Raw genomic sequence first — 14591 nt, 5'->3', positions numbered from 1 at the left:
TTATCAAATACAAAATCTGCATGATCCGAAAGGTAACAATGGGCCTTGTGTTCATTTACGGCACTTTCATAAGTCTGAGAGCCTCCGCTCAAATCCCATCTGATGAGAGAGACGGTCGTACCAATACTATAAATACTGCAGTTCCTTTTCTGAGAATTACACCGGATGCACGTAGTGGAGCAATGGGAGACGTGGGAGTGGCGCTATCACCGGACGCATCGTCTATTTATAACAATCTTTCCAAGCTGCCTTTTGCGGACAAGAATGGCGGGTTGTCTGTTACTTATACCCCCTGGTTAAAAGAACTGGTCAATGACGTATTTCTTGCCACCGTATCCGGTTATACCAAACTGGATGAGCAGCAGGCAATTTCTGGTTCCCTGAGGTATTTTTCCCTGGGTACTATCAACTTCACCGATATGACCGGGGTGGCTACGGGCGATTTCCGTCCACGGGAATTCGCACTGGACGCGGGTTACGCCCGTAAATTATCCGACCATTTCGGTATCGGCTTAACCGCCCGGTATATTTACTCGAACCTGGCTGGTGGTCAGAGCAATGGAAGTGTGAGCATTAAACCAGGTAAAGCTTTTGCCGCCGATTTATCCGGGTTTTATACCAAGGATTTTGAGAAAGATGACGGCCTGGTAAATAAACTCAACATAGGAGCTGCCATTACCAACATTGGTACAAAGATTTCTTATACCAGTTCCGCCACCAATAAAGACTTTTTACCCACTAACCTGGGTCTGGGTGCAGCCTACACACTGGCGCTGGATGAATCCAATCAGCTGACATTTGCGCTGGATATCAATAAATTGCTCGTACCTACTCCGGATTCTGCCGGCCTGTATAAAGAGAAAGGAACGTTACAGGGTATCTTCAGCTCTTTTGGAGATGCTCCCGGTGGTTTCAAAGAAGAGATGCAGGAACTGATGTACTCTGTGGGAATGGAATACTGGTATAATCAGCAGTTTGCAGTTAGGGCCGGTTATTTCAACGAAAACAAAAACAAGGGTAACCGTAAATATTTCACAGCAGGTATCGGTGTGAAGTATGATATTTTCGGTCTGAATTTTTCTTACCTGGTACCTTCCGGATCAGGTATACAGCGTAACCCGCTTTCCAATACCCTGCGGTTTACCCTGACATTTGATCTGGGTCCGAGAGATGAAGAAAGCCGTACCGGATGGTAACACATATTCAGTCATTTGTTTATATAAGTAATTGACCTGTTAAATAATTCTTTGGTTGAATCCCTCCGCAAAACGGGGGGATTTTTATATTTATTGACTTACCTTGCGGATTGGCAAAATGATTAAATTATTACCACTATGAGTAGGATACGTATAGGATTAGGAGTAGATTTCCATCAGTTGACAGAAGGCCGCGAATTCTGGCTGGGAGGTGTATTGGTGCCTCATCATAAAGGTGCGCTGGGACACAGCGACGCGGATGTATTGTTACATGCCATCTGTGATGCAATGCTGGGAGCACTGTCGCTGGGAGATATCGGTGTGCATTTTCCTGATACCGACAATACCTACAAAAATATCGACAGTAAAATATTATTGGCGCGCTGCGCACAGCTGATTGGTGAGAAGGGATACCAGGTAGTAAATGTGGATAGCACTTTATGTTTACAGGCACCCAAAATCAAGGCGTATGTACCTACCATGCAGGCAGTGATTGCAGAGATCCTGCATATCAGTGTGGAAGATGTATCCGTGAAGGCCACTACTACTGAAAAACTGGGCTTTGTAGGCCGTGAGGAAGGCGTTACCGCCCATGCGGTGGTATTGCTGGAGCATATCACCCAGTAATTCACCAATCATAATTATTTTAAAATATCTTTGTTCAATGGCGGATATCATTGTGAAAATAATCAATAAGTCAGGTAATGAATTACCGGCTTATGCAACGGCAGATGCGGCAGGAATGGACCTCCGTGCACACCTGGAAACAGCAGTTACACTGCAGTCACTGGAAAGAATGCTGATTCCGACCGGCTTATTCATGGAACTTCCGGCAGGCTATGAGGCGCAAATCCGCCCCCGGAGCGGCCTGGCTATCAAACAGGGCTTAACCCTGCTGAATACGCCTGGCACGATAGATGCGGATTACCGTGGGGAGATTAAGATAATTATGATCAACTTATCCAACGAACCGCAAACCATACAACCGGGTGATCGTATTGCCCAGATGGTGATTGCTCCTTTTGTACAGGCAGTCATAGAACCGGTAACCGTGCTGACAGAAACCGTTAGAGGTGTAGGAGGATTTGGACATACCGGTAAATCCTGATAAATGCGGATATACTTCACCGTTATAGGACTGGCTGGGATATTATTGATGGGGGCTTGTAGTGGTGCCAGGTCATCGGCATCACGTAAAAATGCCACTGTTTATAATGCCGCTGTACTGTCACAGCGGGCAGATAGCCTTTTTTTTGCCGCTCAGCGTTCCAAGATGCTGGGCGACTATCGTACGGCTATTACCCAGTATGCAGACTATCTGCGGCTGAATAAAAACAATCCTACTGTTAATTACGAATTAGCCAGGCTTTTTATTGAAGTACAGAATGCCGGCAACGCACTCATCTTCGCGCGTCGTGCAGCTGCGCTGGATCCCCAGAACCACTGGTTCCAGGTAACACTGGCCGACGCCTATGCCGTGAATGAGAAATTCGATAGCGCGGCTTATGTGTTTGAAGGTTTGACCAGCAGGTATCCCGATAACGAAGACTATCTCTATAACAAAGGTATTTTACTGGCAAAAGCCAACAAGCCCGCCTCTGCGCTGGCAGCCTTTAACCAGCTGGAAAATAAAGTAGGCGTGGTGGAAGAACTCATTTACCAGAAGCAGAAGCTGTTGCTGAAAATGAGTATGGTGGATGAAGCAGCCGCTGAAATTAAAAAACTCATCAGCCAGGAACCGGATGAAATCCGCTACTATTACCTGCTGGCAGAAATATATGATGCCAATGATCATGTAACAGATGCTGCTGAGGTGTATCATACCATCCTGACCAAAGATCCGGATAACCCCCGGGCTTTGATAGCACTGGCTTCTTACGCAAAAAAGAATAATGATACCGTTACCTACTGGCACAATCTGACGAAAGCCTTTGCCAATCCGGGCTACAGCATCGATGAGAAAGTGGCATATGTATATCCCTATCTGCAGATGATGAACATGGACACTACCAAACTGGAAGAGGGACTGCAACTCACCTCCCTGATCATCAAAGCGCATCCCAAAGATGCCAAAGCCTTTGCACTGCGTGGAGATATGTTTTCCCAGGCAGACATGATCGACAGCGCGGAAACCAATTATAAAAAGGCTCTGAGCCTGGATGATACCCGCTTTTCAGTATGGTATCAGCTGATGTGGATCTACTCCCGTAAGGATGATCCTACTGCCTTGCTTGCGCTCAGCAATAATGTTACCGGTAAGTTTCCTAAAGAATTTATGGGCTACTATTTCAAAGGAGTAGCCAGCTTCCTGTTGCAACAATATCCCAATGCGATTAATTCATTGAATACAGCATTGGAAATAGGTAACGGAGAGAAGAAATTCCTTGGGGATATTTACTCTCTGCTGGGAGATTCCTATCATGCTACCGGCCAGCACAGACAATCAGATAGTAGCTACGAGCAAGCTTTACTGCTTCGTCCGAAAGATGCACTGATCATGAATAACTACAGCTATTACCTGTCGCTCAGAGGAGAGCACCTGGAAAGAGCAGCAGAATTATCAAAACTATCACTGGAACTGGAACCGGAAAGTCCTACCTACATGGACACCTACGCCTGGATCCTTTTCCGTCAGGAGAAATTTGCGGAAGCAAAAGAATGGATTGAGAAAGCTTTATCATACCCGGAAGCACAAAAAAATCCGAATGTGCTGGAACACTACGGTGATATCCTGTTTAATCTGAAAGAAGTTACAAAAGCGGTGGAATACTGGCAGATGGCTAAAGACAAGGGAGCCTCCTCTGTTGACCTGGCCCGAAAGATCGCTGAAAAAAGATATATTCAATAAGCATTTGCTATAAGTCATCGCTCAATGAAGAGAAAAATAGAAGTCGCACTTTTAATCATAACGGTAGGTCTTGGAATGATGGCTTGCCGCCATCCCAAAAAGCTCGCGCGTACCTCATTTCCGGCTGCAGATACCAATAAGGTAAAAGTAGCGGGAGATAGTTCGTCGAACGAGGAACTGGCCCGCTTTACCAGTGAGATGCTGAAAGGTATTCATGCCAATCATATTGAGTTTAATACCTTCTCCGGTAAAATGAAGCTGGCTTTTGAAACCGATAAAAAAAGCCATAATAATCTGAATGCTACTTTCCGTATTAAAAAGGACAGTATCATCTGGGTGTCTATTTCGGCGCCGATTGTAGATGAAGTTATACGGGCCGTGATAACGCCGGATAGTCTTAAAATGTATAATAAGCTCGACAAGCAATTATTTCTCCGGAAGATGTCGGATGCGGAAGAGCTGCTGAATATACCATTTGATTTCAAAACCCTGCAGGATATGCTGATCGGTAATCCGGTATATCTCACAGATTCGGTATACCAGGTAGTGAAAACACCTGCCATTATTTCGTTCAGTTGTGATCATGCAAAGTTTGTAAGCCTGTTTAACGTATTTGCCGATGATTACGGATTACAGCAGAGTAAAGTAATGGATAAAGACAGTACTGGCGTGGCAAAGCGTTCCTGTGAACTGACTTATGGCGACTATGCAAAAGTGGCCGGCCGTAAGTTTCCTACCACCCGCCGCATTTATGTGGAAGAGAAAAATGTGACTAAAGTAGCACTGGACTTTACACGTTATGATTTTGATGTACCGCTCACTTTTCCATTCAGCCAGCCAGCCAGCTATAAGCGTATGTAAAATGTTAATTGCGTAAATGTCATCTTCATTAAACTAATAAACGTCGTATATTTATTTAATTTGCAGTTACTAAAATCAGTCATGTTGTATTTGAAGAAGATTATCCCGTTCATGTTGATGCTATGGTTAATGCCAGCCATGCTGGTTGCCCAGAATAATGGGCAGCAGCAGCAATCGCGGGAAGAACTGGAGCGAAGGAAGAAGGATCTGCAAAGAGAAATAGATGAAGCCAACGAACAGCTGAAGGAAACCAAGAAATCCACCAAGGAGAGCCTCGGTCAGCTTCGTGCATTGCGCGATAAAATTACCTTACGCAGCCGGCTGATCAACAATATCAACGAAGAAATCAATTTTATTAACGGGGATATCAATACCGCTTCGCGGGATGTGAAAACGCTGCAGAAAGATCTGGATACGCTGAAGGCACAGTATGCACAACTGGTGATATATGCCTATAAGAACCGCTCTTCCTACGACATGCTGAATTTCGTATTTTCTGCACAGAGCTTCAACGATGCCGTAAAACGTTTCCAATATTTAAAGCAATACCGTGAATACCGCCGCAGACAGGCAGATAACATTGTATCTACCCAGGAGCAGCTAAACCATAAGATTGAAAGCCTCGAATCACAGCGTGTAAAACGTTCAGATGCACTTAAAACAGAGCAGGAGCAACGGAATACCCTGGAAGTGGATAAGAAGGAGAAAGATGAAGTACTGAGTAAGCTGAAAGGCCGTGAGAAAGAACTGGTGGCAGATATCAATCAACGAAATAAAGATGCCCAGAAGGTGCAGGCAGCTATCAGAGCGGTTATTCGCCGGGAGATAGAGGAGGCCCGCCGTAAAGCCATCGAGGAAGAAACCGCCCGTCGTAAGGCTGCGGAAGAAAAACGCAGAAGGGATGAAGAAGCCCGTAAGGCCGCTGCACTGGCCGCCGCTGAAAAAGCAAAAGCTGCCGCTGCCGCCGCTGCTGCTAATAACAGTAACAATAATACCGCCGCCAATAATACACCGGCACCGGAAAAACCGGCGCCTGCTCCTGCTAAAGTACCGGAACCAACGCCTGAACCGGAAAAACCAGCTACACGTACAGAAAACGTACTGGAAGCTACCCCGGAAGCACTGGCCCTGTCTGAAAGCTTTGAAGCCAACCGTGGAAAACTGCCATGGCCGGTAGATGCCGGTAATATCATTGAGCACTTTGGTATCCACCAGCATGCCGTGATGGAACACATCCAGGTGCCTTCAGATGGAATCGTGATTGCCACCAACAAAGGCGGCGCCGTGAAATCCATCTTCGAAGGAGAAGTAAAATCGGTGGTAGTAATGCCGGGCTCCGGATATGTAATTATTATCCGTCACGGACAATACTTCACCACATATGTACGTTTGCAAACTACCCGCGTGAAGAAAGGCGATAATGTGAAAACCGGGCAGGTGATAGGTACTGCCAGCACCAACGATATTGAAAATACCGGTGAAGTGGAACTGCAGATCTGGAAAGGCATTACCAAGCAGAACCCGGAGCAGTGGATCCGCAGGAGATAATTTAAATAACTGAAACTATACGAGATAAAGCTGAAAGCATTTAAGGGTGCTTTCAGCTTTGCGCTTACTAACCAAATGCATTTTTTTTGAGAAAGTTGATCCCTCTTTTGATGGCTCTATGGCTATTGCCTGCGCTGGCGTTTGCACAGCGGGGCGGTAATCCCTCGCGCGCGGCACTTGAAAACCGCAAGCAGGAGCTATTGAAAGAAATAGCAGCAGCAAATAAGGAACTGGCGCAAACGAAGAAATCTACCCGGCAGAACGTAGCGCTGCAAAAGGAACTGCTGCAGAAAATCTCCAGCCGTAATGCACAGATCCTTTCTATCAACAATGAAATCAGCTCCATAGAAGGAGATATTAACAATACTAACAGTAACGTACAAACGCTGGAGCGGGAAGTAGATTCGCTCCGGGCCCGGTATGCACAACTGGTCGTATACGCTTACAAAACGCGTGACTCCTACGGGGTATTGAATTTCTTTTTTTCCGCTACCAGTTTTAATGATGCACTCCGCCGGTACCAATACCTGCAGCAATACCGGGAACACCGGCGTAAGGAGGCAGAAAGCCTGTTATCTACCCGCGCACTGTTAACGGAGAAGCTGGTGGCCCTGCAACAGCAGCGGGCGCAGAAAACCGGCGCCCTAAAAACAGAACAGCGTTACAAGGTAGACCTGATGGCGGATAAGAAAGAGGCAGATAAAGCAATTGCCCAGCTGAAAGACCAGGAACAGGAGTTACAGCAACGGATCCGGAAAAATCAGGCCGAAGCCCGGCAGGTAGATAATGCTATCCAGGATGCTATCCGGCGGGAGATCGCTGCCGCACAGAAGAAAGCGGCCGCACAGGCGCTGGCACGCAGGAAAGCCGCCGATGCAAAGAGGCGGGAACAGGCTGCTGCCCGGAAAAGAGCGGCGCTGGCAGCTGCCAACGCCGCAAAGAAAGCTGGTAAGAAAGTGCCGGTAAAAGTAGAAAAGGAAGAAAAAGAAGAAGAGGAAGATATGCCGGTGGCCAAAACGTCCAATGAAGATGTATTGGCTGCCACACCGGAAGCATTAACGCTGTCACGTGATTTTGAAGCCAATCGTGGTCGTTTACCGTGGCCGGTGGAAGCAGGCCGCATCACCGGGCATTTCGGGGCTGGAAAAGTGGGCAAAATTGATGTGGATCACAATGGTATTATCATTGCCACTGGAAAAGGAGCGGCTGTAAAAGCCATTTTCGACGGGGAAGTAATTATGGTATTTATGGTACCAGGCGCAGGATATATGGTTACCCTGCGCCATGGAAAATATTTTACCAACTATGTGCGGTTGCTCGATGTTCGTGTCAGCAAAGGGGCTTCTGTAAAGCGCGGGCAAATACTGGGCGTGGCCGCATCTGGTCCTGGTAGTAATACAGGCGAGATAGAATTACAGATATACCGGAATATGGTGAAACAGAATCCCGAACGATGGATCCGCAGCCGTTAAAGCAATTGCACCTGTTTCAGCAACACTTCTTCATATAATGCTTCGTATTGCGGGATGATGTTATCAATATGGAAGCGTTGTGCCTGTTCCCATGCACCCTTTCTTACTTTTGCCAGCAAGGTTTCATCCTGCAACAGTTTAATAGCATGAGCTGCCATGCCTTCCACATCACCTACATTACTCATGTAGCCGGTTTCGCCGGGAATGTTGATTTCCGGTAAACCACCTGCATTGGAGGAAATAACCGGTACCTGGGCAGCCATGGCTTCCAGTGCGGCTAATCCAAAGCTTTCATATTCTGATGGCAGCAGGAATAAATCACTAATCGACATCACATCTTCCAGTTGTTCCTGTTTACCAACAAACCTTACATCTTCACAGATTCCTAATTCGCGGCAGAGGCATTCAATGGAAGGCCTGTCCGGACCATCACCTACCAGCAGCAGTTTTGCAGGAATTTCCTTACGCACTAGGGCAAAGATCTTTACCACATCCGGTACGCGTTTTACTTTACGGAAGTTGGATACGTGTAACAGGATCTTTTCGCCGTTCGGGGCAATCGCCTTTCTGAAATGAGGCAGTTCCCGGCGGCTGAAACGCTGGGTATCCACAAAGTTGTAGATCACCGAGATATCCTTTTCTATCGGGAACGATTTATAGGTCTCATCCCGCAGGTTTTCAGAAACCGCTGTAATAGCATCTGATTCATTGATAGAGAAGGTAACCACCGGTTCGTAGGTTTTGTCCTTACCTACCAGGGTAATATCTGTACCGTGCAGGGTGGTGATAAAAGGCACTGTTCTGCCGTGTTTCTTCACGATCTGCTTGGCCATATAGGCGGTAGAAGCGTGCGGAATGGCGTAGTGAACGTGCAGGAGGTCCAGTTTCTGGTTAATGATCACATCCACCATGGTGCTGCTGAGAGCGGACTCATAGGGAGGGAAATCAAAAAGCGGATATGTAGGGACCTGAACTTCGTGATAATATATATTAGCGTGAAACGCGTTGAGCCTTACCGGCTGTTGATATGTAATAAAGTGAACCATATGGCCTTTATCTGCCAGGGCCTTTCCCAGCTCTGTGGCCAACACCCCACTACCACCGTAGGTAGGGTAACATACTATTCCTATGCGCATGAGTTATTTTTTTGCATTCTGCAAAGGTACTAAAAACCATAGGGATATTGCATCATGTACAGGTCTGGTGGGATGAGCGGTACCGGGGTATTGGCTGGCACATAACTACCGCAGGTACCTTTCTACTTTCCCGGTTCGGCTTTTTTAGTAGTTTTAACCATAAATTAACCTGCTGCAATGAGAAAATATGTTGTGCCAATTTTGTTAGCCTGTGCGCTGCCGGCCGTGGCAGTGGCGCAGGAGAGTGATTCAGTGACCTTGAGAAAACTTGCTGATGAAGTGTTGACCCATAGTAGTGCCTACGAGAATTTACGGGTGCTCACCAAGCAGATTGGTGGTCGTTTGGCGGGGTCTCCGCAAATGCCCAAAGCCGAGCAATGGGGTGTAAATGCGTTAAAGGCCGCCGGTGCCGATACGGTTTACCTGCAGGAATGTATGGTGCCGCATTGGGTGAGAGGCGCAAAGGAAGAAGCCCGTATCATCTCAAAAAGACGTGATTTCATGCCCCCCCTGGAAATACTGGCCCTGGGTAACTCAGTAGGCAGTGGCCCGGATGGGGTTACTGCACCGGTACTGGAGGTATCTTCCTTTGAAGACCTGGAGGCGAAGAAAGACCAGGTGAAAGGAAAGATCGTTTTTTATAACTACCATTTCAATCCTACGTTTATCAAAACGTTCCATTCCTATGGCGATGCGGTGAAGTACCGTGGCCAGGGAGCCAGCAGAGCTGCGAAATATGGCGCATTGGCCGTGATTGTAAGGTCTATGTCGCATGGCGCCAACAACTTCCCGCATACAGGTGCTATGCAATACGATAGCGCCTACCCGCTGATTCCTGCGGTGGCCATTGGTCTGGAAGATGCGGACCGCCTGAGTGACCGCATCAAAGACGATAACAGTGCCAGCGTATTCCTCCGCACCAATTGTGAAATGAAACAGGATACTATTGGTCATAATGTAATAGCGGAATTTAAAGGCAGTAAATACCCTGATCAGTACATTACGGTGGGCGGCCACCTCGATTCCTGGGATGTGGCGGAAGGGGCGCATGATGATGGCGCCGGTTGTGTACAATCTATCGAAGTATTACGTGCCTTTAAAGCGCTGAACATGCGCCCCGAACATACCCTGCGCGTGGTATTGTTTGCCAACGAGGAAAACGGTACCCGTGGCGGTAAGAAGTACGCCGAAGTGGCTAAAGCACTTGGTGAGAAGCATATTTTTGCATTGGAAAGCGATGCGGGTGGCTTTACTCCACGAGGCTTTACCACTACGATGAATGCAACACTGAAAGCGAAAGTCAATAGCTGGAAGCCACTGCTGGAGCCGTATGGCTTACACGATTTTGATGAACCAGGTGGTGGGGTAGATGTAGGTCAGTTAAATGCCGCCATTGGTACGCCAATGGCTGAACTTTATCCGGATTCGCAACGTTATTTCGACATCCACCATGCAGGCAATGATGTGTTTGAGGCAGTAAATAAAAGAGAACTTGAATTGGGTGCTTTTGGTATGGCAGCTTTCATTTATCTTGTAGATAAGAATTTCTGATCATCCATCACTAAACTTTACATATGGGCAGGTTTGTCTTTATCGTTGTATCTATTATCATACTGGTTCTGGGAGGTATTTTCTTCTACAAATACTATTTTGTTTTCGGACAAGGCGTGAAGGCCGGGGAGCTGAATTATTTTGTGCAGAAGGGGTACGTCTTTAAAACCTATGAAGGCAAATTGATCCAGTCGGGTTACCGGGGAAAGGTAGCCGGTACTATCCAGTCGAACGAATTCCAGTTTTCTGTAAGCAGCGAAAGGATTGCACAGCAATTAATGACGGCGAGCGGAAAAATAGTGGAGCTTCATTATAAAGAATATCTGGGAGCAATTCCCTGGAGAGGATACAGTCCCTTTATTGTAGACAGTATCATTTCTATCAAAGATCCTGCGAGACAGGATCTGCCTTAATGAAACGGGGATTTTGCCATATAGCAAAATCCCCGTTTCATTTTATTCCTTTCCTGCGGCGTAGAGGAGGAATATAGCCGGTCTTTTGTGAAGATCAGGTAATTGTTTCTTCCACTCCTTTACCGTTTTTGTTTTTATATATTCTGTGGGCGCCGTAATATCTGCTGCAATACAAACCTGCGTATAGTCTTTACAGTTATCAAGGATGTCCTTTAGCAGCTGGTTATTCCGGTAGGGTGTTTCAATGAAAAGCTGGGTTTGCTTTTTCTTTTCTGATTCTTGTTCCAGTTCCCTTATCATTTTAGTTCTTTCCGGTGGTTTGATAGGGAGGTAGCCTACAAACTGGAAATTCTGCCCGTTCATACCGGAGCCCATGAGGGCCAGCAGCATGGAATTGGGGCCAATCATAGGAATCACGCGGGCGTCGATGCTGTGCGCCAGCTTCACTACCAGGTGGCCTGGATCGGCAATAGCAGGGCAGCCGGCTTCACTCAGGATACCTATATCTTTTCCTTCCAGCAATAGTTTTTTGGCGATCACCAGGTCTGGCGGTTGATTTTCATTCATCACCAGCAGCTGCAGGTTATCTATATTGATATTTCTGTCCAGCGACTTTAAGTAGCGGCGGGCAGTTCTTTCATTTTCTACATAAAAAACAGACAGTTGCTGCACGATAGCGGTAACATATGCAGGAATGCTGAACAGGGCATCGGCGCTCAATACCGTCGGAACCAGATACACTTTGCCGGGAGTATTCATTATTTCAGTCTTTTTGTTTGTAAGTCAATAGTGGCCGCAATCACCGCATACGAAGGGGCCAGCATCCAGCCCAGTACGGGAATGAGCATAAACAGGTAGAACACCATGCCGTTGCCGATGGCCATGCCCCGGTGCTGACGGATAAAATCAATGCTCTGTGACATGTTTAAACGGTGCCGTTCGCAGCTATAATCCATCATGGAAAATCCATAAAAGTACGACTCAATAAAGAAGCCCAGCATGGGCGTGAGCCAGCCTACAACGGGTATGAAAGATACCAGCAGCAATACAAGTATTGCAGCGGTCTGGTAAACGATATTACGGCAGGACATTTTTATTCCTCTCAGGATATCCTGTCCGAGTTGGGACCAGCTGAAAGGAAATTCTTTATGATCGAGGATCGCTTCCGTTTTCTCCGATAAATAGGAAAATACGGGAGATGCTACGATGAGGAACAGGTATTTAAAGTAAGAGAAGTACCAGAAAACAAATACAATGCGGATCGAAAAAGCAACCAGTATAAAAAGGAAGCTTAGCCAGCTGCTTTCCAGGTCCTGTACCCATTCGGTGATGTGCATCAGCCGGGTGAGGTATTCCACAAAATCACCGGAGTAGCCCCAAACGAAATAAAAGCCTGTAAAAAAAAGCAGGCAATAAATGACTCCCGGAATCAGGATCCATTTCCATAATTTATGCTGTAGTATAAATTGGTGGGCTTTTCCGTAAGACTGAACAGCCGACAGTACCTCTCTGAATGAAAACAACGCCTGATTATTTTTAAGTATGACTGAATTTGTGTTTGTTCCTGTTTTTATGAAAGAGCAACGAAACTAAGGCAAAATTTCTATGATTACCATCATTTTAACGAATATCCTGATTTGAGGAAGACATAGCGGATCATCTTTGCTACGATCTTCTCAAATCAGGATACTTATTAAAATCTTTATGATCAATGTCCTAGAAGCGTGGACAGAGGGTTTTGTATTTATTGTTCTGGTTCCGGGTATGAATATAGATCAGTGAAATTTCCACGCCACCACGGTAATGGGAAGCTGGATTCAGTGTAGATACGTTGGTATCGTAGGTAAGGCCCACCTGGAAGCCTTTGAATTCTACGCCTACATAAGGAATAACGGCATCTTTCAGACGGTACCAGCTACCCAGGTAAAAGGTAGTGGGATTATCGTCCATATCGCTGAGCGCAAAACCGTAGGCTCCGCCAAAAGTGAGTTCGGAAGCGGTGCTTTGTTTCATGTAAAGGATGCTGCCATGAAAGCGGTCTTTCCCGTTTACCGGAACGGAACCACCACCATGCACCGTCCAGCGGTAGCTGAGCCGGTTCTGGGTAAGGTTCATAAATGATTCGGTGGGTTGGGTAATATGGTAGTAAGAGGCTCCCAGGTAAATGTTGGAAGACTCTCCGACGAGGCCATTATATAAAATACCGATGTTGGGATCGAAGTAAGAAATCTTAGGATTCACCAGGGTTTCATTACTGGGAATCATTGGATTGTAACCGTTATTATCTATCTGGTTTTCAAATTGCAGCTTACTGTTATCGAGTCTTTTCTGCACCAGTGTTCCTTGTAAGCCGATCGCAAGTGTATGATTGCCTTCCGGGTCCAAGCCTTTGTGGTAGGCAGTGCTGAAGGAAATATAACTGGAAGTAAGGGCTCCGCCGCCGCTTCTGTCATACATCGCCATGATACCTACTCCCCATATATCTGTATAGGATATTACATTTTTTAAGATACCGAAGTCGATCGCAGCAGTACCGGTAACAAAGGGGGTAGCGATGCTTCTCCATTGTGAACGATAGTTTCCTGATAAACGATAATCTCCTGAAAATAAACCTGTATAAGCCGGGTTAAGGGTGAGCGGTGACGCGAAAAACTGCGAAAAGTGCGGGTCCTGCGCCCGCAAAGGATTCAAATAAAGTAATATGGCCAGGAATAGTAAAGCTCTTTTCATGTTATTAAGCTTAAAGCATAGGGTTTATGCAATACGGGTGAAGGTACACTATTTAAATCATATTTCAAATTAAATCCATGTATTAAAATCCGATTTCTTAAAAACGAATAGCAGCTTTGATCTGTTTAAAGATACAAAACTGCTATTCGTAAAACGATTATTCTTAACTATTGTTGTAATTTATTTCCAAAAGCCAGATCACCTGCATCTCCGAGGCCAGGTACTATGTAACCTTTGGCGGTCAGCTCATCATCGATGTCTCCTGCCCAGATGGTGAGATTCGCTTTGGTATTGCGTAATACGTATTCGATACCTACCGTACAGGCAATAGCTACTACCAGGTGAATATGACTGGGCTTGCCTATTTCTTCCAGGTGTTCTATAGTTTTTACCAATGAAGAACCGGTCGCCAGCATCGGATCGGAAAGGATCAGTACCTGTCCGTCGATGGAAGGGGTACTAACATATTCCAGGCTGATATCGAAAGAACCGTCATGATTATGCTTGCGGTAAGCGGAAATAAACGCATGATCTGCTTTGTCGAAATAATGCAGCAGTCCCTGATGCAATGCCAGCCCTGCACGTAAAATGGTAGCCAGTACAGGCTGCGATTTCAGTACCCGGCAATTGGCAATACCCATGGGGGTAGTAATTTCCTTTTCTTCGTAATCCAACGTTTTGCTGATCTCGTAAGCGGCCACTTCGCCCAGCCGTTCCATATTACGCCGGAAGCGCATACGGTCCTGTTGAACTTCTATATTCCTGATTTCGCTTAACCATTCTCCCACCAATGAATTGGTTTCACTTAAATTGATAATCATGAGCTATCCCTTTGA

14 protein-coding genes are annotated in these 14591 nt (G+C 46.2%); 9 read left to right on the top strand and 5 right to left on the bottom strand.

What is annotated here, in order from left to right; genetic code table 11:
- Positions 1–20: 20 nt before the first annotated feature.
- The 7 genes from porV to BMW79_RS00895 all read left to right on the top strand — a co-directional run bounded on the left by porV (position 21) and on the right by BMW79_RS00895 (position 7925).
- On the top strand, positions 21–1196 hold the full coding sequence (gene porV, locus BMW79_RS00925; RefSeq protein WP_089889308.1) for a type IX secretion system outer membrane channel protein PorV: 1176 nt from the start codon (positions 21–23) through the stop codon (positions 1194–1196).
- A 138-nt stretch (positions 1197–1334) separates the two neighbouring features.
- Complete coding sequence (gene ispF, locus BMW79_RS00920) at positions 1335–1823, top strand: 2-C-methyl-D-erythritol 2,4-cyclodiphosphate synthase (protein ID WP_089889307.1); 489 nt, start codon at positions 1335–1337, stop codon at positions 1821–1823.
- Positions 1824–1860: 37 nt separating this feature from the next.
- Positions 1861–2304: a dUTP diphosphatase gene (gene dut, locus BMW79_RS00915; RefSeq protein WP_089889304.1), complete on the top strand. Its 444-nt coding sequence runs from the start codon at positions 1861–1863 to the stop codon at positions 2302–2304.
- A gap of 3 nt (positions 2305–2307) precedes the next feature.
- On the top strand, positions 2308–4044 hold the full coding sequence (locus BMW79_RS00910) for a tetratricopeptide repeat protein (protein ID WP_089889301.1): 1737 nt from the start codon (positions 2308–2310) through the stop codon (positions 4042–4044).
- Positions 4045–4068: 24 nt separating this feature from the next.
- Positions 4069–4905 carry a DUF4292 domain-containing protein gene (locus BMW79_RS00905; RefSeq protein WP_089889298.1) on the top strand — a complete coding sequence of 279 codons (837 nt, stop codon included), beginning with the start codon at positions 4069–4071 and terminating at the stop codon, positions 4903–4905.
- Between the two features lie 90 nt (positions 4906–4995).
- Positions 4996–6453: a murein hydrolase activator EnvC family protein gene (locus BMW79_RS00900; RefSeq protein ID WP_177192004.1), complete on the top strand. Its 1458-nt coding sequence runs from the start codon at positions 4996–4998 to the stop codon at positions 6451–6453.
- 86 nt (positions 6454–6539) lie between these two features.
- The gene (locus tag BMW79_RS00895; protein ID WP_143059039.1) at positions 6540–7925 is read left to right on the top strand and encodes a murein hydrolase activator EnvC family protein; all 1386 of its coding nucleotides are present in this window, start codon (positions 6540–6542) and stop codon (positions 7923–7925) included.
- Here the strand turns inward: BMW79_RS00895 and bshA are convergent.
- Positions 7922–9061, bottom strand: coding sequence for an N-acetyl-alpha-D-glucosaminyl L-malate synthase BshA (gene bshA / locus BMW79_RS00890; protein ID WP_089889289.1), 1140 nt, complete (start codon positions 9059–9061; stop codon positions 7922–7924). The two genes, BMW79_RS00895 and bshA, sit on opposite strands and share 4 nt — an antisense overlap.
- Before the next feature lie 177 nt (positions 9062–9238).
- On the opposite strand from bshA, the gene BMW79_RS00885 reads away from it, so the two are divergent.
- Entirely contained in the window at positions 9239–10612 is a 1374-nt protein-coding gene (locus BMW79_RS00885) for a M20/M25/M40 family metallo-hydrolase (protein WP_089889287.1), read from the top strand.
- A gap of 23 nt (positions 10613–10635) precedes the next feature.
- Positions 10636–11025 carry a hypothetical protein gene (locus tag BMW79_RS00880; RefSeq protein WP_089889284.1) on the top strand — a complete coding sequence of 130 codons (390 nt, stop codon included), beginning with the start codon at positions 10636–10638 and terminating at the stop codon, positions 11023–11025.
- Between the two features lie 42 nt (positions 11026–11067).
- On the opposite strand, the gene BMW79_RS00875 is transcribed toward BMW79_RS00880, so the two are convergent.
- From BMW79_RS00875 to upp, 4 genes are all read right to left on the bottom strand, one after another.
- On the bottom strand, positions 11068–11784 hold the full coding sequence (locus BMW79_RS00875) for an SAM-dependent methyltransferase (protein ID WP_089889281.1): 717 nt from the start codon (positions 11782–11784) through the stop codon (positions 11068–11070).
- Positions 11784–12548 carry an EI24 domain-containing protein gene (locus tag BMW79_RS00870; RefSeq protein WP_089889278.1) on the bottom strand — a complete coding sequence of 255 codons (765 nt, stop codon included), beginning with the start codon at positions 12546–12548 and terminating at the stop codon, positions 11784–11786. The genes BMW79_RS00875 and BMW79_RS00870 overlap by 1 nt, the downstream gene beginning before the upstream one ends.
- 193 nt (positions 12549–12741) lie before the next feature.
- Entirely contained in the window at positions 12742–13755 is a 1014-nt protein-coding gene (locus tag BMW79_RS00865) for a PorP/SprF family type IX secretion system membrane protein (protein WP_089889275.1), read from the bottom strand.
- A gap of 167 nt (positions 13756–13922) precedes the next feature.
- A complete protein-coding gene (gene upp / locus BMW79_RS00860) occupies positions 13923–14576 on the bottom strand; it encodes a uracil phosphoribosyltransferase (RefSeq protein WP_089889272.1) in 654 nt (217 codons plus the stop codon).
- Positions 14577–14591: the final 15 nt, after the last annotated feature.

This window comes from Chitinophaga arvensicola (genome assembly GCF_900110835.1).
Lineage (GTDB): Bacteria > Bacteroidota > Bacteroidia > Chitinophagales > Chitinophagaceae > Chitinophaga > Chitinophaga arvensicola.
This window is presented reverse-complemented; position numbering and strand designations above follow the sequence as displayed.

What these genes read in the sequence shown, in the direction of transcription:
- BMW79_RS00880 (WP_089889284.1), top strand. Translation starts at nt 10,636, where the DNA reads ATGGGCAGGTTTGTCTTTATCGTTGTATCTATTATCATACTGGTTCTG.
- BMW79_RS00905 (WP_089889298.1), top strand. Translation starts at nt 4,069, where the DNA reads ATGAAGAGAAAAATAGAAGTCGCACTTTTAATCATAACGGTAGGTCTT.
- BMW79_RS00885 (WP_089889287.1), top strand. Translation starts at nt 9,239, where the DNA reads ATGAGAAAATATGTTGTGCCAATTTTGTTAGCCTGTGCGCTGCCGGCC.
- BMW79_RS00910 (WP_089889301.1), top strand. Translation starts at nt 2,308, where the DNA reads ATGCGGATATACTTCACCGTTATAGGACTGGCTGGGATATTATTGATG.
- bshA (WP_089889289.1), bottom strand. Translation starts at nt 9,061, where the DNA reads ATGCGCATAGGAATAGTATGTTACCCTACCTACGGTGGTAGTGGGGTG.
- porV (WP_089889308.1), top strand. Translation starts at nt 21, where the DNA reads ATGATCCGAAAGGTAACAATGGGCCTTGTGTTCATTTACGGCACTTTC.
- BMW79_RS00875 (WP_089889281.1), bottom strand. Translation starts at nt 11,784, where the DNA reads ATGAATACTCCCGGCAAAGTGTATCTGGTTCCGACGGTATTGAGCGCC.
- BMW79_RS00865 (WP_089889275.1), bottom strand. Translation starts at nt 13,755, where the DNA reads ATGAAAAGAGCTTTACTATTCCTGGCCATATTACTTTATTTGAATCCT.
- dut (WP_089889304.1), top strand. Translation starts at nt 1,861, where the DNA reads ATGGCGGATATCATTGTGAAAATAATCAATAAGTCAGGTAATGAATTA.
- ispF (WP_089889307.1), top strand. Translation starts at nt 1,335, where the DNA reads ATGAGTAGGATACGTATAGGATTAGGAGTAGATTTCCATCAGTTGACA.
- upp (WP_089889272.1), bottom strand. Translation starts at nt 14,576, where the DNA reads ATGATTATCAATTTAAGTGAAACCAATTCATTGGTGGGAGAATGGTTA.